The 23720-nt window shown below is 60.3% G+C and carries 7 protein-coding genes; 1 reads left to right on the top strand and 6 read right to left on the bottom strand.

All coding sequences use genetic code 11. The features are described from left to right. The first annotated feature begins 138 nt into the window (after nt 1-138). Nucleotides 139-891, top strand: a complete 753-nt coding sequence (locus K5Y32_RS19490; protein WP_101761934.1) for a M48 family metallopeptidase — start codon at nt 139-141, stop codon at nt 889-891. A 145-nt stretch (nt 892-1036) separates the two neighbouring features. On the opposite strand, the gene K5Y32_RS19485 is transcribed toward K5Y32_RS19490, so the two are convergent. From K5Y32_RS19485 to K5Y32_RS19460, 6 genes are all read right to left on the bottom strand, one after another. Continuing rightward, nucleotides 1037-1441 (bottom strand): YidB family protein, encoded by a 405-nt coding sequence (locus tag K5Y32_RS19485; protein ID WP_222185516.1) that lies wholly within the window; start codon nt 1439-1441, stop codon nt 1037-1039. 54 nt (nt 1442-1495) lie between these two features. Next, a complete protein-coding gene (speB, locus tag K5Y32_RS19480) occupies nt 1496-2416 on the bottom strand; it encodes an agmatinase (protein WP_128601689.1) in 921 nt (306 codons plus the stop codon). 146 nt (nt 2417-2562) lie between these two features. Then, nucleotides 2563-3789, bottom strand: a complete 1227-nt coding sequence (locus K5Y32_RS19475; protein ID WP_222185515.1) for an HlyD family type I secretion periplasmic adaptor subunit — start codon at nt 3787-3789, stop codon at nt 2563-2565. Continuing rightward, nucleotides 3786-5957 carry a type I secretion system permease/ATPase gene (locus tag K5Y32_RS19470; RefSeq protein WP_222185514.1) on the bottom strand — a complete coding sequence of 724 codons (2172 nt, stop codon included), beginning with the start codon at nt 5955-5957 and terminating at the stop codon, nt 3786-3788. The genes K5Y32_RS19475 and K5Y32_RS19470 overlap by 4 nt, the downstream gene beginning before the upstream one ends. Next, the gene (locus tag K5Y32_RS19465; RefSeq protein WP_137386416.1) at nt 5954-7405 is read right to left on the bottom strand and encodes a TolC family outer membrane protein; all 1452 of its coding nucleotides are present in this window, start codon (nt 7403-7405) and stop codon (nt 5954-5956) included. Before K5Y32_RS19465 ends, K5Y32_RS19470 begins: the two co-directional genes overlap by 4 nt. A 74-nt stretch (nt 7406-7479) precedes the next feature. Further along, entirely contained in the window at nt 7480-23574 is a 16095-nt protein-coding gene (locus K5Y32_RS19460; protein WP_222185513.1) for an Ig-like domain-containing protein, read from the bottom strand. Between the last annotated feature and the right edge of the window lie 146 nt (nt 23575-23720).

Here is a 23720-nt window from a genome sequence, read left to right as displayed (position 1 = left end):
AATCACGGGTAACCGTTTGCATTTCCGGGCTTGTCTGCTAGTCATTGAACAACATGCGAGCTATAACCAAAGCGTTTAAACACCTGGGCCAGTTTCAGGTGTTTGTTTTCTTTACCTTGTTACCCAAAGGATGCCGATATGAAAATGAGAGCCACAATTGTTGCTCTGGGAATGGCTTCGCTGCTGAGCGGCTGCGAAGGGTTTGATAACAACGCGCTGCTACAATCGGGTGCGCAGGCTTATCAGGCCTATGCGCTGAACGATACGCAGGTGAAAGAGTTGAGCGATCAATCCTGTGCGCAGATGGATAAAGACAATCAGGTTGCGCCCGCTAACAGTGAATACCAGCAGCGCCTGAACAAAATCGCGGCGGCGCTAGGCGACAACATCAACGGCGTGCCTGCCAACTACAAGGTTTATCAGACCAAAGACGTTAACGCCTGGGCGATGGCGAACGGTTGTATCCGCGTCTATAGCGGGTTGATGGATATGATGACCGATAACGAAGTCGAAGGTGTGCTGGGCCATGAAATGGGCCACGTCGCGCTGGGCCATACGCGCAAAGCGATGCAGGTGGCGCTGACGACCACCGCAACGCGCACCGCTGCGGCTTCCGTCGGCGGCGTAATTGGCTCGCTGTCACAATCACAATTGGGTGAAATGGGCGAAAAGCTGGTGAATGCGCAATTCTCGCAAACTCAGGAAACACAAGCCGATGACTACTCGTTCGACCTGCTGAAAAAGCGCGGCATCGATCCGATGGGATTAGCGACCAGCTTTGAGAAGCTAGCGAAACTGGAGCAAGGAAGACAGAGTTCGATGTTTGACTCGCATCCGGATTCGGAAGCCCGCGCCCAGCATATTCGTGAGCGCATTGCGGCTGGGAAATAGATCGTGTTTGCTGTCCCCCATCCCGGCCTTCCCCCGTTAACGGGGGAAGGAGACGCTGCTACATGCAACATCTAAACGTATATATTGCAGCATCTTCCTCCCCCATAAATGGGGGAGGACTGAGGAGGGGGACAGCGGGCTAAGATCAGCGCTTAAACAACCCATCTACCATCGCACCCAAATCCTGGGTATTCGACGTATCGATGTGGCCCTGCGGCGACAGCTTATCAATCACCTGCGGCAACATGGCAGCCAGCGTACCGGACGCACCATTTACATCGGTGCCAAGCTTATCCGCCAACGACTGCAGCTGATCCTGACCGAGCGCATTTTGAATCTCGCCGCCATCAACTGACTGGTTACTGCCGCTGCCAATCCAGCTATTCAGCACCTGCCCGAGTCCGCCCTGCTGAAACTTCTGCAGCAGCACTTCAACGCCGCCCTGCTCCTGCACCCAGTTCCAGATAGCCATCAGCTGCTGCATCTGATTGCCCTGCCCGCTTCCGTTGCTGTTTCCCAGCGATCCAACTAAATCGTCCAGTAAGCCCATAGTCGCCTCCGCAGATTAATTAACCGCCATAAAGTGTAGCCGCAGGTAAAAGGATTAACCTTTATTTGCCGCCTGCACGTGCAGCATGTCCAGCGCCAGTGTGGCTGCGGCCAGCGAGGTGAGATCGGCGTGATCGTAGCCCGGCGCCACTTCCACCAGATCCATGCCGACGATGTTCATGCCCTGCAAACCGCGAATCAGCTTAGTAGCTTTATCGCTGCTGAGACCGCCAATCACTGGTGTACCGGTGCCCGGTGCGTGGGCGGGATCGAGGCAGTCGATATCGAAGGTCAGATACACCGGCAAATCGCCAACGGTGCGCTTCACTTCCGCCAGAATGTCATCAACGCTGCGATCGTTGACTTGTGCGGCATCCAGCACATTGAAACCGAGGCTCTTATCAAACTCGGTACGAATACCGATCTGCACGGAATGTTGCGGATCGATCAAACCCTCTTTCGGCGCGGTGAAGAACATGGTGCCGTGATCGAAGGTTGGACCGTTGGAATAGGTATCGGTATGCGCATCGAAATGAACCAGCGCCATTTTGCCAAAGTGCTTAGCGTGCGCGCGCAGCAGCGGCAGCGTGACGTAATGGTCACCACCAAAGGTCAGCATGCGTTTACCGTTCGCCAGCAGTTTCTCGGCGTGCGCCTGCAGTTTGTCTGAGAGATCCTGTGAATCGCCAAAGGCATAAACCAGATCGCCGCAGTCCACCACGTTCAGACGCTGACGCAGATCGAAGTCCCACGGCCAGCGGCAGCCTTCCCATGCGAGGTTGGTGGAAATCTGGCGGATTGCACCCGGACCTAAACGGCTGCCTGGACGACCTGACGTCGCGGCATCGAAAGGAACGCCAGTAATCACCCACTCAGCATCGCTGTCGTAAGGTTGGAAGTTCACTGGAAAACGCATGAAACCGAAAGCGTTAGAAACCAGGGAGTTATCGTACTGATTGCCCAGGGTGTTATACATAATTCGTCCTCATTAAGGCGGTAATCGTTTCACCAGTTTAGGATATAAATAAAAAATCCCCTCCGCGTCGTTAGACCCGACGAGGAAGGGATTGGTTGGCGCGATTATCGCGGAGATTTCAGTGGCCTGCAATCATGCAGCATCGATCAGCGTTCGCGCATCGCCTCTTTACCCTTATTAAACGGCTTAATCAGATAATCCATCACCGTCTTCTCACCGGTCTTGATATCCACGGTCGAAACCATGCCGGGGCTGATGGAGAAGCGCTTGCCGGCTTTATTCTGCACGTAGTCGTTATCAGTGCGGATAAAGACGCGGTAATAGTAAATTTCCGGCTTAACTTCATCCTGAATGGTATCCGGCGAGATGCTCTCCACCACGCCGTTCAGGCCGCCATAAATGGCGTAGTCATACGCCGAGATCTTCACCACCGCGCGCTGGCCGGGACGGATAAAGGCGATATCGCGCGGTGACAAACGCGCTTCAATCAGCAGACGATCGTTCATCGGCACAATATTCATCAGCTCGCCATTTGGTGGCACCACGCCGCCAACGGTGGAGACTTTGATGTTTTTCACGATGCCGCGCATCGGCGAGCGGATGGTCAAACGCGTCACCGTGTCTTCACGCCCTTTCACCACTTGCGCCATACTGTCGGCTTCGGCGTTGGCTTTCGCCAGCTCCTCGCGCGCCTGCACGTAATATTGCGAACGCATATCGGTGAGTTTCAGCTCCAGATCTGATTTATCGCGCTGCAAACGCAGCACTTCCACGCTACTGGCGGCACCGGTTTTGGCCAGACGCTGCGTGATGGTCAGCTCACGGTTAGCCAGCGCCAGCGACTCTTTAAACTGCGCAGTCGCATCAGTGAGCTGTGCGCGGCGGGTTTTATACAGCCGCGTTTCTGACGCCATCAGATCGGGGAACTTATTCAACTCTGTCGGGAAACTCAGCGGCTGATCGTTCACTTCCGCATTAAGGCGTGAGGCGGCAGCCAAGGCCGCACGATAGCGTGCCGCACTTTCGCCGACGTTGGATTGCGAGCGCGTGGCATCGAGGCGCGCCACCACTTGCCCGGCCTGCACCTGATCGCCTTCGTGCACATACAGCTCGGTGAGGATGCCGCCTTCCAGCGATTGCAGCACCTGATCGCGCGAGCTGGGAATCACTTTGCCGGTGCCAGTTGAGACTTCATCCAGCACGCCAAACCAGGCCCAGATCACCGTAACGAGGATCAGTGCGGTGCTGATGACGATCAGCCGCACCGCGCCGGTGTAATGGGTTTCTGATCGCAGCTCGCCGAGCAGATCGTCGGAGGAATCCACTTCTGCCGCCGTCACTAAGCGCAGTCTTGCCGGTAATTGTTTGATCATGATTGCGCCTCCGGCAGGCTGCCGTTAGCACGCGGTGCCGGCAAGGCGTTCTCTTTCGGGCTGTCCATCACCAGTTGTCCCTCTTTCAGCACCAGCACACGATCCACTAGCGCGAGGATCGCCGCACGGTGCGTCGCCACGATCAAGGTGCGCCCGTTGAGCCACTGACCGAGACGTTCGATAAACTCTTTCTCGGTGTGATCGTCGAGCGCCGCCGTCGGTTCATCCAGCAGGATGATGTTGGGATCGCGCAGCAGCATGCGCGCCAGCAGCAGCGACTGACGCTGTCCGCCCGAAAGCCCAACGCCGCCTTCCATGATCGGATGGTCGAGGCCGAGTGGCAGACGACGAATGAAATCTGCGCCGCCGCTGACGGTAAGCGCGCCAAAGATCGCATCATCGGTGGCGTGCGCCGCGCCCATGGTGAGATTCTCGCGCAGCGTGCCGTGGAACAGCCGCGCGTTTTGCGTCAGCAGGCCAACGTTACGCCGCACATCGGCCACATCAATGTGCGGCAGGCTGAGGTTATCCAGCCGCAGTTCACCGCCGACAAGATCGATGCCGCCAATCATCGCCTGCAGCAAGGTGGATTTGCCCGAACCGTTGCGTCCCAGCACTGCAATGCGCTCGCCCGGTTTGATGGTCAGGCTTTTGATGCGCAGCGCGATGTTCATCGAATCGGTGTAGTAACGGAACATCGCGTCGGTGAACTGGTAGTGACCAAACAGCACCGGCGTATGAATCCGCGTTTCGTCTTTGCTGTTTTCCACCGGCAAATTCATCAGCGCATCGAGGCTGCCTTTTGCCGCTTTCACCTGCTGCCAGCGCGCCAGCACGCCACACAGCGTGGCCATTGGCGCAATCATGCGCGAGGAGAGCAGCGACGCCGCCACAATCGCACCGGTGGTAATATCGCCGTTGATTACCATCGGCGCACCGATCACAATCACGCTGGCGTATACCAAACCCTGCACCGTCACGCCCCAGGTAATCAGCGAGTGCATCACTTTGCGCATCTCCACGCCGGATTGCGCGGTAATGCGAATGTAGCTGTTCCACTGTTGCAGGAAGCGATCTTCCGCCTGCATCAGCTTGATATCTTCCAGCCCTTGCACGCTCTCTACCAGCACCGCATTTCGCAGCGTCGACTCTTTCAGGTTCTGCTGCGCCAGCTTCGCCAGCTTCTTCTGGCTCAGCACGCCCGGCAGGATCATCAGCAGCACCGCCACCGGCGCAATCCACGCCAGCTGCGGCGCAATAATCGCCATCACCAGCATGAACAGCAGGAAGAACGGCATATCGACAATCGCCGTTACCGTGGTGGAGGTGACCATTTCGCGGATCGCCTCTAGCTCGCGCAACTGCGAGATAAAGGTGCCGGTCGAGCGCGGCACCGCGCTGTTACGCAGCCGCAGCGCGTGACCAAATACCCGATCGGAGACGCGCATATCGGCACGCTTGCCCAGCAGATCGGTCACGTGATCGCGTCCAACGCGCAGAATATAAGTGAACACCACCGAGATGATCACGCCGATATACAGCACATACAGCGTGGGATAGGACTGCGCCGGAATCACCCGATCGTACACCTGCATCGAGAAGATAATGCCGACCAGCGCCAGCAGGTTGATCAGGAAGGATCCGAGCATCACGTAGCCGTACGGCCGCAGATCGTGCAGCACCAAACGGCGCAGCCAATCCGGTTTTACCGTGGCGAGATAGCGATCGACGCGGCTATCTTTGGCGGCGGTAACCGGACGCAGCGCGGCGGCAAAGCGGATTTCCGGCAGCAACGTCTCCAGCGCAATTGGTGCTGGCTGTTCATCACCGGCAAAATGCACCCGCACTTCATCGTCGCCATCAAACTGGGTGATAACGCCCACCTGACCGTCGGCCAGCTCGATCGCCAGCGGCAAGCGCCAGCTGGTGATCTCCCACTTATTCTCTTCATATAATTGCAGCGATAAGCCGGCCTGGCGCGCCAGATGGCGTAACGCTTTATCGCGCGACTGTTTGCCCTGCCATTCGGCAGCGGCCATGATCATGCCCGGCGAACAGGGCAAGCGATAATGGCTGGCGATCAGGATGATTGCGGTGGCCCATCCGTGTAAGGGCACGTTTCCCCCGGACGCGCTATCAGGCGCGTCGGGAATCTGTAATTGCGTCATGGCTGGATCTCCACGGACTGGATCCGCTGATTATTCAAAGCAAACGCCGACCGCATATGCCCGGTGCTGTAGAGGCAATCGAGCTGCAGTGAGCGTAACTGGCTGATGGTTTGCTGCAATGTGAAACGGGTCTGGAACACTTCCTGCTCGGCGTTGAGCACGTCCAGCAGCGGACGGGTGCCGAGTTGCAGATACTGATCCTGATAGAGCGACTGGGTTTTCTCGCCCAGCGTCTGTTGCCGTCCCATGATCGCCAGGCTGAGCGCCAGGCTTTGCGACGCGTTCTGCGACTCACTCAACTGCTGACGCGCTTTAAGTCGCGCCGAGTTGACGGCCGCATTGGCGGCCTGCAATGCATTGGCGGCCGCGTCCCGGCTGGCGGTGATGCCGCCGCCCTGATAGAGCGGCATTTCCACTTTCACAAACGCCGAATATTGGGTGCGATCCAGCGATTCGCTGCCGGAATAGTGATTATTGAGATAATGCGTCACCTGCGGTTCCAGCGAGATGGTTGGCATGTTTTGCGCGTTAGCATTATCGAGTTTGGCCTGCGCCTGATTGGCCTGCGCCCAGGCCGCCAGCACCGACGGATTGAGCTTGTCATCGGCTTTCGCCACCTGACAGGACTGGGTGAGTTTAGTGGGAAAATCGTCGCTGACCTTTTTCACCAGCGGCCAGCCAAGATAGGTTGCCAGCGTGGCGCGCCAGCGGTCGAGGTTGGCTTGATACTGCGTTAGGGTGGTACGCGCGCCTTCGATACGCGCATCGGTTTGGGTGGCATCCGAAAGCGACGCCGCGCCCTCTTCATTACGCTGGCGCGCCAGATCGCCAATCTTACTCAACGCCGTGAGCTGCTCACGCGCAATTTTGACCAGTTGCTGATAACCCTGCACTTCCACCAGCGCCGCGGCGGTATCGTGCGCCACGGTATCAATGCTTACCAGCACGTTGGCCTGCTCCTGCGCCACGCCCGCTTCGGCGGAACGCACTGAACTGCTGACCTTGCCGAAGTCATACAACATCTGTGAAACCGACAGCACAAAAGACGGGCTGAAGCCCTTTTCGCTGTAAGCATTGCTGTAGCCGTTGTTCATGCCGGCACTGATTTGTGGATAGTATTTGGCTTTCGCCACATCAACCTGATTAGCCTGCTCCAGCATTTTTCCTACTGCCTGAGCGATATCGGGATGCCACTGAACGGCGCGCTGCACCGCCTGGTTGATGGTGAGAAAGTCGGGGACGTTGGCGAGGGCGGGTTCCGCCACTTCACCGGTTAATGAAGGCAGTTCTTGCTGTTGCGCTAAACCTGCTGAGGTGATGTGCCCCGCCCGGGTTAACGCGTCACTGGCCGCTAAAAGTGGAGAACTGTAAAGTAAAGCCATGCCCGCACAGAGAACGCTGAGCTTAAACGAACGGCGAAAAGTTGCGCCTGAGTGCATCAGTTCCATCGATAGTCCACCAGTCAATAAAGAGAAAGGGGCACATCCCTGCGCCCTAACTGCATCCCTGCATCACAGAGCGATTACGCCGTGTGGTTTTGGTGCGGTTGTTGCAGCAGCTCCTCCAGAGAAACGTTCACGCCTTCCAGCGTAATCAGCTGAGTGGTGCTGTAACCCGTACCGGTACCATCACGGTCAATGGAGAGCACCGTATTGCCATCTGAAGTATGATCCACTTTCACGAAATCATTAATATTACTTGTGGAATCATTCCAGCCGATAAGCAAATTACTGACGTCAATTTTGTCGCCTTGCGCGACATTGAAGTCGGTCCAGGTATCGTGACCGTTACCGCCGGTAGCATCCGCACTCGCCAGTAAGTGATACACCAACGTATCTGCGCCGGCACCGCTGGTGATGGTGTCGTCGTAAGCACCGCCGGTTAGCGTGTCAGCCCCCGTGGTTCCTGTGATAGTAGGATGCAGCTCAATGGTGAACGACTGCGTGGTGATGGTGCCATCACTCGCCGCCAGGGTGTAACTGAACACCTCTTTATGGGTAATGGATTGTCCATCCACACCCGCATTCAGTGAATAGGTGTAGTTACCGTTGGCGGCAATACTCAGCACACCAAAGTCGCCGGCAATCGACGTCGTACCCACGCTGTGAACCGTAGTGATATCGCCGTGTTCATTAGTGATACTCAAGGTTCCGGTGTGCGTGCCCGATGCTGAACCGTAGATGCTGCCGCTGGCGTCATGGTCATTGGTGGCTTCGGCCACCAGACTGTTGGTCGCCAGCAGCGTGCTGGTGGATGCACCGTTGTGCAGGTTCACCGTCAGGCTGGCCGAGGTCACCGCGCCGCTGGCATCACGCACCGAATAGGTGAAGACGTCGGTGGCTGGCACCAGATCGGCATCCAGTCCCGCCTTCAGCGTATAGGTGTAGTTACCGTGCGAATCGATGGTCAGCGTACCGTAGCTGCTGGTGATCACCGTGTTACCGGTGGCCGCAATCGCATTGCCAGTCACCTGGGTGACCACCGTACCGTTCGGCACCGTACCGGCGACGGAGCTGGTATCGTTGGTCAACAGGTTGCCGGTGACAGTTGCCGCCACGGTCAACGCCAGCGTCGTAATATCCGACGTGGTGGTGACGGTAGTCGATGGCAACACGCCAACACCGGTGCTGGTGCCCAACAGCACGGCATAGTTACCTGTACCGAGGTTGCTGTAAGTCACGTTGCCACCGGTTTGTGTACCAATGGTCAGAACCGTGGTGATGTAGTTGGCGTTGCTGGATTTCAGCGCCCAGGTGCCGTTCGCCTGCTGTTGATAGAGGTACAAGGTATAAGTCGATGTCAGCGCCGCCAGGCTGGTGGCCGAGGCGTGTAATGTCACCGTGCGCGTATCCCCTGCGCCAACGTTAAACATATAGGCGTTAGTGCTGCTCAATACTCCCACACCCAGCACGCTGCCGAGGTTAACGCTCAGCAATGCGACGCTGGTCGAACTGGTATTGGCATTGGTGATGGTGCCGATTTGGGTGGTGTAATCCACTTCGTTGACATCATTCGCCGCCACGATTTGAATCGCACCGGTCAGCGGGGTGCTGGTCGATACGTTGCCTGCGCGGTCAGTCTGAATCACCGACAGCGAAGCACCGGTGGTTTGCGCCGTACTCAGGCTCACCGACCATGAACCGCCGCTGCCTACCGTCGTTGTACCCAGCGCGTTACCGCCCGCATCACGTACCGTTACCGTTGCCCCCACTTCACCGCTACCGGTGACCGTGGTACCGGCACCGTTGATTGCCAGGCCACTTACCGCCGCAGGCGGCACAGTATCGACGTTCACCGTCACCGCCGTGTTACCGGTGCTGACGTTACCCGCCGAATCAGTCACCGTTACGCTCAACGGATGCGCACCGTTCGCCAGTGCGCTGGGGGTGTAAGTCCAGCTGCCACCGGCGCCAACCGTTACTGAACCCAGCGCGGTGGTGCTATCGTAGATGGTGACAATCGCGCCCACTTCCGCCGTGCCGTTCAGCACTGGCGTGGTGTCACGGGTGTACGCGCCATTGGTCAGCGTCACCGGCGTGCTGCCGGCGTCGTCGGTAATGGTGAGCGTACTGGCCGTTGGTGCCACGGTGTCGATGCGCAGCGTGGTCGAGGCGTTCGGGCTGACGTTGCCCGCCGCGTCGGTTGCCGTCACGTTCAGCGTATGGGTGCCGTTGTTCAGCGCAGTCGAGACGAAGCTCCATGTGCCACCGCTGCCCACCGTGGTGGTGCCCAGCAGTGTGGTGCCGTCGTACACGCTGATCCGTGCCCCGACTTCGCCGTTACCGGTCAGCAGCGGCGTGCTGTCGTTGGTGATGCCGTTATTCGGAATGGTCACCGCCGTGCTGCCGTTGTTATTGGCAGCGACCAGGTTAGTGACCGCCGCTGGCGGCGTGGTATCGATAATGACCGACGCCGACGTCGTCCCGCTGACGTTACCGGCCGTGTCCGTTACCGTCACGCTCAATGGATGCGTGCCCTGCGTGAGCGCGGCGGTGGTGAAGGTCCATGCGCCAGTGCTGCCCGCAATCGCCGTGCCTAACAAGGTGCCACCATCGTAGATCGAGACGCGGCTGCCCGCTTCCGCCACGCCGCTCAACGTTGGCGTGGTGTCGTTGGTAGCACCGCCGCTCGGCACCACGGTACTGGTGACATCATTGGTGATCACCAGCGTTGACGCCGCTGGAGCCACGGTATCCACCGTAATGGAAACCGTCGCCGATGCCGCACTGGTGTTACCCGCTGCATCGGTCACCGTCACGCTCAGCGGATGGGGGCCGTTGCTCAGGGTCGCGGTGGTGAAGCTCCAGGCACCTGAACCATTGGCGGTGGTGGAACCTATCACGGTGGTACCGTCGTAGATGGTCACAATCGCGTTGGCTTCCGCCGTGCCGCTCAGGGTTGGCGTGGCGTCATCGGTGAAGGCACCGTTCGCCAGCGGCCCCTGAAGAGTGCCGACATCATCATTGATCACCAGATTGGTCACCGGATTCGGCGCCACGGTATCAATCGTCAGGGTGGTTGAGGCGTTCGGGCTCACGTTGCCCGCCGCATCGGTTGCCGTAACGTTCAGCGTATGTACACCGTTGCTCAGCGCCGTCGAGACGAAGCTCCATGTGCCACCGCTGCCCACCGTGGTGGTGCCCAGCAGCGTGGTGCCATCGTAAACGCTGATCTTCGCGCCAATCTCGCCGGATCCGGTCAACAGCGGCGTATTGTCGTTGGTCACGCCGTTGTTCGGAATGGTCACCGCCGTACTGCCGTTATTGTTAGCGGCCACCAGATTGGTGACTGCCGCTGGCGGCGTGGTATCGATGGTTACCGAGGCCGAGGTACTGCCGCTAACGTTACCTGCCGCGTCGGTGACCGTAACGCTGAGTGGATGCGTGCCGGTGGTGAGCACGCCGGTGGTAAAGGTCCATGCGCCTGTGCCATTCGCAATCGCCGTCCCCAGCAACGTCGCGCCATCATAAATCGACACGCGGCTGCCCGCTTCCGCCACGCCGCTCAGCGTTGGGGTGTTGTCGTTGGTGAAGCCACCACTCGGCACCGTGGTACTGGTGATGTCGTTAGTGATCACCAGCGTTGAGGCCGCTGGCGCCACGGTGTCTACCGTGATGGAAACCGGCGTGGTGGCGGCACTGGTGTTACCCGCCGCATCTTTCACCGTTACGCTCAGCGGATGCACACCGTTGCCTAGCGTGGTAGTGGTGAAGTTCCACGCACCGCCCGCGCCGGCCACCACTGAACCCAGCACCGTGGTGCCGTCGTAGATAGTGACAATCGCATTCGCTTCCGCCGTACCGCTCAGCGTTGGTGTGGCATCATCGGTCACCGCACCGTCCGCCAGTGGCCCCTGAATGCCGCCCACATTATCGTTGATCACCAGGTTAGTGACGGGCGCCGGTGCCACGGTATCCACCGTCAGAGTCAGCGTTGCATTCGGGCTGACGTTGCCCGCTGCATCCGTCGCCGTGACGTTGAGGGTGTGCGCCCCCTCCGCCAGCGTTGGCGTGGTGAAGCTCCATGCGCCGTTAGTGCCTGCGGTAACAGAACCGATAATCGAGGTGCCATCGCGGATAATCACCAGACTGCCCGCTTCTGCCGTACCGCTCAGCGCTGGCGTGTTGTCATTGGTGCTGCCGTTATTGGCAATCGCCACCGGCGTACTGCCGTTGTTGTTGGCCGCGGCCAAACCGGACACCGCCCCCGGCGCGACGGTATCGATAATCACCGTGGCCGAGGTGCTGCCGCTGACGTTACCCGCCGCATCGGTGACCGTGACGCTCAGTGGATGAGCGCCTTGCGTCAGCACATCGGTGGTGAAGGTCCATGCGCCGTTGCTGCCTGCCACCGCCGTACCTAGCAGGGTGCCGCTATCGTAAATCGACACGCGGCTGCCGGCTTCCGCCGTACCGCTCAGCGTTGGCGTGCTGTCGTTGGTTGCACCACCATTCGGCACCGTGGTGCTGGTGAGATCATTAGTGATTAACAAGGTTGCGTTGGCTGGCGCCACCGTATCGACATTGACCGTGAAGTTGGTTGCCGCGCTGGTGTTACCGGCTGCATCGCGCACCGTCACGCTCAACGGATGCGATCCGTCGCTCAATGCGGCAGTGGTAAAGCTCCACGCACCATTGCTGCCCGCCACCACAGAACCCAGCACCGTGGTGCCTTCCGAGATAATCACGATGTTGCCAGCGGTGGCATTACCGCTCAGCGTTGGCGTATTGTCATCGGTCGCCGCACCGCTGGTGAGTGCCCCTTGTGTTGCACCTACGTTGTCAGAAACCACCAGATCGGTGACTGGCGTTGGTGCTGCCGTGGTCACAGTGAAGCTGATCGCCGCATTCGGGCTGACGTTACCGGCGAGATCGGTCGCCGTCACGTTCAGGGTATGCAGACCATCAGCCAGCGTGGGTGACGTGAAGCTCCATGCGCCGTTGCTGCCTGCGGTGACAGAACCGATAACGTCGGTGCCATCACGGATCACCACCACGCTGCCCGCATCTGCCGTACCGCTCAGTGCTGGCGTGTTGTCGTTGGTGCTACCCCCCGCAGCGATGGTCACCGGCGAACTGCCGTTGTTGTTGGCAGCAGTCAAACCGCTCACCGCCGTTGGTACGACGGTATCCACAATCACCGTTGCCGTGCTGGATGCCACGCTGGTGTTACCGGCTGCATCTGTCACGCGCACGGTGAGCGGATGGCTGCCTTCGCCCAGTACCGGTGAAATAAAGCTCCATGCTCCGCCTGTTCCGGCAGCAACCGAACCGAGCAAGGTCGTACCGTCGTAAACGGTGATCACACTGCCAACTTCTGCGGTACCGCTCAGCGTCGGCGTGTTGTCGTTGGTCGAACCGCCATTTGGCACCACTGTGCTGGTGACGTCGTTGGTGACCACCAGCGTCGAAGCGTTGGGTGCCACGGTATCGACCGTGAGGTTCACAACATCAGAGCGTGGACTGACGTTACCCGCCGCATCCGTCACGGTGACGCTCAGCGCATGTCCGCCCTGACTCAGCGTTGGCGACGTGAAGTCCCACTCACCGCTACCATTGGCGACCGTTGAGCCGATAACCGTGTTGCCGTCATAAATCGTAACAATGCCGTTGGCTTCCGCGAGACCGGCGAGCCGCGGGGTACTGTCATTGGTGGTGCCATTGTTAGCAATGGGCACGGTTACGCCGTCATTGTTATTAGCGGCAGAGAGGTTAGTTGCTGCAAGCGGTGCCACGGTATCAATAGTGAAGTTCACCGTTGGCGAGGTTGCGCCCGGATTACCCACTGAATTGACCGTGGTGACATAGATGCCGTGCGGTCCATCATTCAGCGTTGGCGTGAAGGTCCACTGTCCGGTCGCACCGACGGTAACGCTACCCAACACGGTAGCACCATCGTGAATGGTAATCACATCCCCTACATCTGCCGCGCCGGTTAATACCGGCGTACCGTCCTTGATATTGGCGCCGTCATTCACGGTAACCAGTGAATTGCCGCTATCGTCGGTGATCACCAGCGTACTGACCGCTGGCGGCAGATCCGCCGTGATATTCAGCGTAAACGCCGGACTGCTTGCCGCGCTGACGTTGCCTGCTACATCGGTCACTGTGAAGGTGAAGTTATGCTCGCCGTTAGAGAGCGCGCTGCCCGGCGTGAAGCTCCATGTGCCGCCAGTAGCGATCACGGTGCCCAGCAGCGTGGTGCCATCGTAAACCGACACGCGGCTGCCCGCTTCAGCGGAGCCGCTCAGCGTTGGCGTGCTGTCATCGGTGGTGTCACCCGACGTCAACGGACCGGTGCTGCCCCCCTCATCGTCTGTTACTACCAGATTGCTGACCGTTGCCGGTGCAGCAGTATCAATATTAATCGTAATCGGTATCGCTTCCGGGCCCGTCGTGCCCGCAGCGTTGGTGACTGAAACGGTGAAGCTGTGCTGGCCATCATCTAAAGCCGCAGTTTCAAAGCGCCACTCGCCGTTCTCGCCTACCGTGGTGGTGCCAAGAAGATCGCTGCCCTCGTAGATGTTGATGATGGTGCCCGCTACACCGGTTCCGCTCAGCAAAGGCGTGTTGTCGTTGGAGTCACCGTCATCCGCCACCTGCACGGTGGTAGTGGCCTGATTATTGTAAATAGCGAAGCTCGACACCGCTGCCGGCGTAGAGGTGTCCACCGTCAGTGATACCGAGGCATTGGCGCTCACGTTGCCCGCCGCATCGGTCACGGTGACATTCAGCGTATGGGTGGCGTCCGTCAGCGCGCTGGTGGTGATGCTCCATGCGCCGTTGCTGCCTGCTACGGCTGAACCCACTAAGGTGGTGCCGTCATAGACGCGAACGATCGCGTTGGCTTCCGCCGTGCCGCTGATGGCTGGCGTGCTGTCATTGGTAATTCCGCCATCGGCAATGGTCACCGGTGAGCCACCATTGTTATTTTGCAGCAGCAGATCGTCAGCCGGTTGCGGTGCGGTGGCATCCACCACCACGGTAAAGGTCGAGGATGGCGAACTGACGTTGCCGACCTCGTCGGTTACGGTGGCGGTCAGCGTATGCGAACCCTCAGTTAAGGTCGGTGAGCTGAAGCTCCAGGTTCCGCCCGACGTTGCGGTGGTCGAGCCGATCACGGTGGTGCCATCATAAAGAGTGACCAGGCTGCCCGCTTCCGCTGTGCCACTCAGCAACGGCGTGTTGTCGCTGGTGGTGGCGCCGTTCGGCACCAGTACGGGCGTCCCGCTGTTGTCATTGTTCACCACCATCGTGGCTGGCGCTGGAACCACGCTGTCGACGGTAAAATCAATCGCCGGTGACGCTGTACTCACATTGCCCGCCGCATCCACCACGGTGGTGCTCAGGCTGTGCGCGCCCTCATCCAGCGTGGGTGAGGTGAAGCTCCACTGGCCGTTGCTGCCCACCGAAGCGCTACCGATGATGGTTGTGCCGTCACGGATAATCACCGTGCTGCCCGCTTCGGCGGTACCGGTGAGGAATGGCGTGTTGTCGTAGGTGAAGCCGCCGTTGGTAATAGCCACCGGCGACGTGCCTTCATCATTACTGGCCACCACGTTCAGCGCCGCATCTGGCGGTGTGGCATCAATCACGACACCAATGGTGCTCGGCGCACTGACGTTTCCTGCCGCATCGCTGGCCGTGACGCTAAAGGTATGGGTTCCATCCGCCAGCGCGCTCGCTGGCGTGAAGGTCCAGGTTCCGCCCGCCCCAACGGTGGTGGATCCCAACACGCCGTTTTGATCGGATACGGTGATGATGCTGCCCGCTTGTCCAGAACCGCTCAGCACCGGTGTGCTGTCGTTGGTGAGCCCGCCGTTCGGAATGCTAACGGGTGTACCAATATCGTTGGTCAGCGTCAGGCCGGTCGCCGCTGGTGGTGCCACGGTATCTACGGTGACGGTGATGGTGCTGCTTGCCGGTCCGGTGTTACCTGCGGCGTCACGCACCGTCACGCTCAGGTTGTGCGTGCCATCGGTCAGACTGGGTGAGAAGCTCCAGGCGCCCTGCGCATCGGCGACGGCGCTGCCCAGCACGGTGGTGCCGTCAGACACAATCACAATGCTGTTGGCTTCTGCGGTACCGCTCAACACTGGCGTGTTGTCGTTGGTGGTGCCGTTGTTAGCAATCGGCACCGGCGAACCGCCGTTGTCGTTGTTCAGCACCAGTCCGGTTGCCGCAACAGGCGCAACGGTATCAACATTAAAGGCAATGGCTGCGGAGGCAGGACCGACGTTACCCGCAGGATCGGTGACGGTCGCCGTCAGGCTGTGCGCACCTTCACCCAGCGTTGGCGTGGTGAAGCTCCACTGCCCGTTACTGCCAACAATCGCGGTGCCCAGCACGCTGGCGCCATCCAGCACGGTAACGGTGCTGCCGGCGGCGGCGGTACCGCTGATCGCCGGTGTGGCATCGTTGGTGGTGCTGCCCGCGGCAATCGCAACCGGTGAACTGCCGTTGTTGTTGTTCAGCGCGATCGCGCCCGGCGCCACCGGCGGCGTGGTATCAATGCTGAAGTTCAGGGCTGCGGACGGCGAACTGACGTTACCTGCGGCATCGGTCACCGTGGTGGTCAGGCTGTGATCGCCCTCACCCAGCTCCGGCGAAGTGAAGCTCCAGCTGCCGCCGCTGCCGACCACAACCGAGCCCAGCACGTTGCTGCCGTCAGAAACAATCACGATGCTGCCTGCTTCAGCGCTGCCGCTCAACACCGGTGTGGTGTCGTTGGTGGCGCCGCCTGCAGCAATCGGTACCGGCGTTTGGCCGGAATCATTGCTCAGTTGCAGCCCTGTCGCCGCATTCGGTGCCTGCGTATCAACGGTAAAGGCGATTGCCGTAGACGGAGCGCTGCTGTTGCCTGCGGCGTCAGTGACGGTTGCCGTCAGGCTGTGCGCGCCCTGGCTCAGCGCTGGCGAGGTGAAGCTCCAGGTTCCATCGGTGCCAACAATCGTCGAGCCCAGCACGGTGGTGCCGTCACGCACGATGATGATGTTGTCCGCCTCGGCGGTACCGCTCAGCACCGGCGTGGTGTCGTTAGTGGCTCCGCCCGAGACGATTGGCGTTGGCGTGCTGCCCTGATCGTTACTGAGTGCTACCGTAATCACGGCTGGCGGCGCGGTGATATCGATGGTAACCGCGTACGGCGTAGAGGCCGGGCCGACGTTACCGGCCGGATCGGTGACGGTAACGGTCAGGCTGTGCGCGCCCTCGTCCAGCGGATTGGCCGGAGTGAAGCTCCATTTGCCATCGGTGCCGACGGTGGTGCTACCCAGTACCTCGGTGCCATCACGCACGGTGACGACGCTGCCCGCTTCGGCACTGCCGCTCAACACTGGCGTGCTGTCGTTGGTGCGACCGCCGGTATCAACAGGAATCGCCGTGCCGCTGTTGTTATTGCTGAGCTGCAGATCGGTGGCGACGGCTGGCGGTGTGGTATCCACGGTAAAGGTAACCGGCGTGGATGCGCCGCTGCTGTTGCCCGCCGCATCGGTGACGGTGGTGGTCAGGCTGTGTGCGCCCTCGCCCAGCGCGATCGTTGGCGTAAAGCTCCAGTTGCCGTCGGTGTCCGCCGTGGCGGTGCCCAGCACGGTGGTGCCATCCAGTACGGTGATGGTGCTGCCCGCTTCGGCGCTGCCGCGCAACAAGGGCGTGCTGTCGTTGGTGATACCGCCAGCGACAATCGCCGTGCCGCCATCGTTACTCAGCTGCAGGCCGGTTGAGGTTGCCGGTGGCTGCGTATCCACGGTGAAGTTAATCGGCGCAAACGGATCGCTGACGTTACCCGATGCGCTGGTGACGGTGGTGGTCAGGCTGTGCGCGCCTTCGCTCAACGCCGGAGTGCTGAAACTCCAGCTGCCGCCGCTGCCAACCACAACGGTGCCGAGCACGGTGGTGCCATCCAGTACGGTGACGGTGCTGCCCGCCGCTGCGCTACCGCTGAGCACCGGCGTGGTGTCATTGGTGGCGCCGCCGGACGCAATCGGCACTGGCGTGCCGCCGTTGTCATTGTTCAGCTCAAGGTCAGCTGCGACTGGCGGTTGGGCGGTGTCGATATTGACGACGATGGGGGCCGATGCCGGGCCAACGTTACCGGCCGGATCGGTGACGGTCGCAGTAAGCGTGTGCTCTCCCGCCGTCAACGGTGCGGTTGGGATCACGCTCCAGCTGCCATCGCTGCCAACGGCTGCGCTGCCGATCACGGTAGTGCCATCACTCACCGTGACGATGCTGCCCGCTTCTGCGATGCCGCTCAGCGCAGGTGTGGTGTCATTAGTGGTGCCGCCCGCAGCAATCGGTACCGGCGTCGCTCCTTCGTTGTTGCTGAGTTGCAGACCCGTTGCCGCCGCAGGTGGCGTGATATCCACGGTGACCACAATGGGCGCAGAGGGCGCACCGGTGTTGCCCGCCGGACTGGTAACGGTGGCGGTCAGGCTGTGATTGCCCTCGTTCAGCGCTGGCGTGGTGAAGCTCCATGTTCCGCCGCTGCCGACAGTGACGGTACCGAGTACGGTAGCGCCATCAGAAACGGTAATGGTGCTGCCCGCTGCTGCGGTGCCGCTCAATACTGGCGTTGCATCATTGGTTGCCGCACCAGAGGGAATAGGAACAGACGTGCCGCTGCTGTCGTTACTCAGCTGCACACCGCCCGGTGCTGGCGGTGCCGTGGTATCGATGGTGAAGGTCAATGGCGCGCTTGCCGCGCCGGTATTGCCCGCCGCATCGGTCACGGTGGTGGTCAGGCTGTGTGAACCATCGCCGAGCGCCGGAGAGGTAAAGCTCCAGTTGCCATCGTTGCCGACGGTCACCGAACCCAACGCCGTGCTGCCATCAGACACCGTCACGACGCTGCCCGGTTCCGCACGACCGCTCAACACCGGCGTAACATCGTTGGTGGTGCCGCCATCCGCGACCGGCACCAGCGTGCCGCTGCCATCGTTGCTCAGTTGCAAATCGGTCGCCGCTGCCGGTGGCGTGGTATCCACAATCACAATCACCACCGACGACGCAGGGCCGACGTTACCGGCCGTATCGGTGACGGTGGTGGTGAGATTGTGCTGCCCTTCACTCAGCGGATCGGTTGGTGTAAAGCTCCAGTTGCCGTCGATGCCGGTGATTGCGGTGCCCAGCACCGTAGTGCCATCGCTCACCGTCACGGTGCTGCCCGGTTCGGCGGTGCCGTTCAGGGTTGGCGTGGTGTCGCCGGTAGTGCTACCTGAAGCCAGCGGTGTGCCATCATCGTTGGTGAACTGCACATTGCCCGCTGCGGCAGGCGGCTGGGTATCGATGGTCACCGTCACCGGCGTAGAAGCCGGGCCGGTATTACCGGCGGCATCGGTAACGGTTGAGGTCAGGCTATGATCGCCATCGCTCAACGGTGGCGTGGTGTAACTCCAGCTGCCATCGTTGCCCACCGTGGTGGTGCCGAGCACGGTGGTGCCATCCGAGATGGTCACTGTGCTGCCAATTTCACCGCTGCCGCTCAAGGTTGGCGTGTTGGTGTTGGTGCTGCTGCCTTCCGAGATCGGCACACCTGCACCATCTTCCAGCGCCACGCCGGTTGGCGCGGTCGGCACCACGGTATCAATAGTGATGTTGATGGTTGGCGAATCGGTCTCCACGCCGGTCGTCGCGTTAGTGGCGACCGCGTGGAAAGCGTAAGTGGCATCGGCCAGCGCCGCAGGTGTGAAGTTCCACTGCCCATCGCTACCCGCGACCGTGCTGCCAATGAGGGTGGTGCCGTTATACAGCGTGATCAGATCGCCCGCGCCCGCCTGGCCGCTAAGAATCGGCGTGGTGTCGTTAGTGCTGGAGTTGTTTGGCAGTTCAACCAGCGTGCTGCCGCTGTCGTCGGTCACCACCAGCAGGCTGCTGGTCGCCGGAACGCCAGCATCGACATTGAGGGTAAATACCGGCGACGACGGGCTAACATTGCCTGCCGCATCGGTGACGGTGGTGGTCAGGCTGTGTTGGCCGTTAGTCAGCGCGGCATCTGGCGTGAAGCTCCAGCTACCGTCGCTGCCCGCTGTCGCTGAGCCCAGTAGCGTGGTGCCGTCATAAACGCGCACCACCGATCCCGCTTCGGCGGTGCCGCTCAGGGTTGGCGTGCTGTCGTCGGTGATGGTGCCCGAAGTCAACGGACCGGTGCTGCCGCCGACGTTATCATTGACCACCAAACCGCTGACCGGCGCTGGCGCGGTGGTATCTACGCTGAAGGCGATCGGTGTGGTCGCCGGGCTAACATTGCCCGCCGCATCGGTCACGGTGGTGCTCAGGCTGTGATTGCCCTCCGCCAGCGTCGGTGTGGTAAAGCTCCAGTTACCGTCGCTGCCGACCGTCACGGTACCCAACACGGTGGTGCCATCAAGGATAGTAACGGTGCTGCCCGCTTCCGCGCTGCCGCTTAAGACTGGTGTCGCATCATTGCTGGCCCCGCCAGCGGTAACTGGCTGCGTAATGCTGCCCGCATCGTTGGTGAGTTCCACGTCGGTTGCGGCATCGGGCGCAATAGTATCGACGGTGATGTTAATGGTTGCGGTATCAGTGACGTTGCCGTTGGCATCAGTAATGGTGCCGTGCAACGCATGCGGACCATTGCCTAAACCGGTGACATAGAAAATCCACTGACCGTTACTGCCCGCCGTGGTGCTGCCCAGCACGGTGGTGCCGTCATACAGGGTTATGATATTGCCGGGCCCCGCCAAACCGGTTAATACCGGGCTGTCATTGTTGGTGCTGCCGCCGTCAGTCAGCTGACCCACGGTATTGCCGTTTTCATCCGTCACTTCCAGCGACGATGTGGCTGGCGGAATAGCCGCATCAACGTTGATCACAATCGGCGGACTGGCTGGGCCGACGTTACCGGCGCTGTCCGTGGCGGTGACGGTGAGGGTATGGCTGCCATTGCTCAACGCTGGCGTGGTGAAACGCCATGTGCCGTCGGTGTCCACGGTGGTGTTACCCAGCAGCGTGGTGCCATCGTAAATACTGATGGTGGCATTCGGCTCGCCGGTGCCGCTCAGGGTTGGTGCGCGGTCATCGGTGGTATCGCCGGACGTTAACGGCCCTTGTACCGCGCCGACGCTATCTTCGATCACCAGATCGGCAATAACGGCTGGCGGCGTGGTATCCACTGTTAAAGTAACGGCTGGCGACGCCGGACCGGTGTTACCGGCCGGATCGGTGACGGTGGTGGTGAGGCTGTGGTTGCCGTCACTCAGGGTTGGCGAGGTGAAGCTCCAGCTGCCGTCGCTGCCCACCGTTGCGCTGCCGATCACGTTGGTGCCATCCAGCACGGTAACGGTGCTGCCCGGTTCTGCGGTGCCGCTCAAGGTTGGCGTGTTGTCATTGCTGGTGCCGCCAGAGGCAATGGGTACCACGGTGCTGCCGCTGTTATCGCTCAATTGTAAGTCGCCCGCTGCCGCTGGCGCGGTGTGATCAATGGTGATGTTGAGGGTGCCGGAATCGGTCACATTGCCATTGGTATCAGTGGCCGTGGCGTGGAAGGCATAAGTACCGTCGGCCAGCGCGGTGGCTGGCGTAAAGCTCCATTGTCCATCCACACCCGCGACGGTGCTGCCGAGCAGCGTGGTACCGTTATATAACTCGATAAGCGCGCCCGCCGAGGCCAGACCGCTCAAGGTTGGCGTGGTGTCCTGCGTGCTGGAACCTTCTGGCAACAGGCGAAGTGTGCTGCCGCTGTCATCGGTGATTTCCAGCGTGCTGGTGGTTGGCGGTACGCCAGCGCTGACGGTGAAGCCAACACCGGTTGTCGCTGGGCTGACGTTACCTGCCGCATCGGTCACCGTTACGCTGAGCGAATGGCTGCCGTTGCTCAACGTTGGCGTGGTAAAGCTCCAGGTGCCGTCGTTGCCAACGGTGACGCTGCCGAGCAGCGTGGTGCCATCATAAATTTTGACGATGGCGTTGGCTTCACCGTTACCGGATAGCGTGGGTGTGCTGTCGTCGGTGGTGCCGCCCGCGGTGATTGGGCCGGTTGCAGCACCGACGTTATCGCTGATCACCACATTACTGGCACCCGCAGGTGGCTGAGTATCCACGGTAAAGGCGATCGGCGTCGAGGTTGGACCCACATTACCTGCCGCGTCGGTGACCGTGGCGGTCAGGCTGTGACCGCCTTCGGTTAAGGTCGGCGCAGTGAAGCTCCATGACCCATTGCTGCCCACGGTTGCCGTACCGAGCACGGTATCGCCATCACGCACGGTGACGGTGCTACCCGGTTCAGCGGTGCCGCTCAGCACCGGCGTGGTGTTATTGGTCGCGCCACCGGCGGCAATCGGTTGTAGCGTGCTGCCATCGTTATCGCTCAGCGTTACGCCACCGGCCGCAGCAGGTGCGACGGTATCCACCGTGATGGTGATGGTTGGCGTTTGCGTCACGCTGCCCGCGTTGTTATCGACGGTGGCGTGCAGCGCGTAGGAACCGTCAGCCAACGCAGTTGGGGTAAAGGTCCACTGACCATCGCTGTCCGCGACCACGCTACCCAGCACTGTGGTGCCGTTATACAGCGTGATCAGCGCACCCGCCGTGGCCAGGCCGCTCAGCGTTGGCGTGTTGTCGTGAGTGCTGGCACCGTTGCTGAGCTGCACCAGCGTGTTGCCGGAATCATCGGTGATTTCCAGCGACGTTGTGGCCGGCGGAATAGCCGCCTGCACGGTGATCTCATAAGGGACAGATGGCGCACTGACGTTGCCAGCCGCATCGGTCACGGTCACAGTCAGGCTGTGGCTGCCGTTACTCAGAGCGCTGGTGGTGTAACTCCAGCTGCCATCGGAACCCACCACCGCCGTACCCAGCAGCGTTTGCCCATCATAAACGCTGACGATTGCGCCCACTTCACCGCTGCCGGTAAGCGTCGGCGTATTGTCATCGGTTGTCCCGCCGTTAGTTACGGTGCCGCCGCTGCCGCCTGAATTATCGTTAACCTGCAGGTCGATGACTGCTGCTGGCGCTTGCGTATCCACGGTGAAAGTGATGGTCGCTGGCGTGCTGACGTTGCCCGCCGCATCGGTGGCGGTGATGCTCAACGTATGGCTGCCCTCACCCAGCGCTGGGCTGGTAAAGCTCCATGCGCCATTGCTGCCCACGGTGACACTGCCGAGCACCGTATCGCCATCGCGGATGGTGATAATCGAGCCCGCTTCCGCCGTTCCGCTCAGCACTGGCGTGGTGTCTTTGGTCGCGCCGCCGTTAGCTATGGGCTGCGCAGTCGAGCCGCTGTTGTTAATAACGCTCAGGTCGCCAACCGTTGCGGGCGCCACGGTATCCACGGTGAAATCCACCGGATTGGTCGCTGGGCTGGTGTTCCCCGCCGCGTCGGTGACGGTAGCGGTCAAACTATGCTGACCCTCCGCCAGCGCTGGCGTGGTAAAGCTCCAGCGGCCATCGGCGCCAACGGTGACAGTGCCGAGCAGCGTGCTGCCATCGTAAATGCTGACAATCGCGCCCGCTTCAGCGGTGCCGCTCAGCGTGGGTGTGTTGTCATCGGTAATGGCACCCGCGCCAATCGCGCCCTGGTACGGACCTACGGCGTCGTTGATCACCAAATCCGTGATGGCGGTTGGCGGCGTGGTGTCGTTTTCACCGGGATCGGTGGGATTGGTTGGGTTGGTGGGATTAGTTGGGTTGGTGGGATTGCCGCCGTTGTTACCGTCATCGGGATTGGTCGGCGAGGCATTACCGCCACCACCACCTGAACCGGCAAACAGCGCACCTAAGCCCGCCAGCGCCGCACCACCGATACCAAAGGCGGCAATGGTGCCGTTATTGGTGGTGTTTTCCGCTAACAGCCCTTCGGTGCTGTCGATTGAAACGTACTGGAAACCTTCTGTACCGGGATCTTCAACCCACCACATGGCGCCGCGATCGTCCTGCAGAACCAGATCGCTATCGCCATTCGGGCTATAAAAATTATGAATAACAACCACTTCACCAGACTTCGTGGTGACGACTAAATCATTACCATTGCGTGTGAAAGACTTAATATCAGACTGATTAAGATGCAGCTTCACCAAACTCGGAGCGGTCAAATTAACTTGATTTCCACTCAGCTCAGAAGCAACGGTCCCACCTTTTGGGGTTACTGAGATATTATTCATGTTATCGAGATCCCGCAGTTTCCATAATCACGCCCGGCATCAGCAGACACCGGCTTTTACAGCGAATAATCACGACGATTATTCACTTCTTCTCTTGATCGATTTCATACAGGCTGAGAATGAAATCGCGTTGAGTTTTGTTTAGC

This window comes from Pantoea sp. DY-15 (genome assembly GCF_019795935.1).
Taxonomy (GTDB): Bacteria; Pseudomonadota; Gammaproteobacteria; order Enterobacterales; family Enterobacteriaceae; genus Pantoea; species Pantoea leporis.
Note: the sequence above shows the minus strand (reverse complement) of the source record. Positions and strands in the feature narration are given on the sequence as shown.

What these genes read in the sequence shown, in the direction of transcription:
- K5Y32_RS19485 (WP_222185516.1), bottom strand. Translation starts at nt 1,441, where the DNA reads ATGGGCTTACTGGACGATTTAGTTGGATCGCTGGGAAACAGCAACGGA.
- K5Y32_RS19465 (WP_137386416.1), bottom strand. Translation starts at nt 7,405, where the DNA reads ATGGAACTGATGCACTCAGGCGCAACTTTTCGCCGTTCGTTTAAGCTC.
- K5Y32_RS19475 (WP_222185515.1), bottom strand. Translation starts at nt 3,789, where the DNA reads ATGATCAAACAATTACCGGCAAGACTGCGCTTAGTGACGGCGGCAGAA.
- speB (WP_128601689.1), bottom strand. Translation starts at nt 2,416, where the DNA reads ATGTATAACACCCTGGGCAATCAGTACGATAACTCCCTGGTTTCTAAC.
- K5Y32_RS19460 (WP_222185513.1), bottom strand. Translation starts at nt 23,574, where the DNA reads ATGAATAATATCTCAGTAACCCCAAAAGGTGGGACCGTTGCTTCTGAG.
- K5Y32_RS19490 (WP_101761934.1), top strand. Translation starts at nt 139, where the DNA reads ATGAAAATGAGAGCCACAATTGTTGCTCTGGGAATGGCTTCGCTGCTG.
- K5Y32_RS19470 (WP_222185514.1), bottom strand. Translation starts at nt 5,957, where the DNA reads ATGACGCAATTACAGATTCCCGACGCGCCTGATAGCGCGTCCGGGGGA.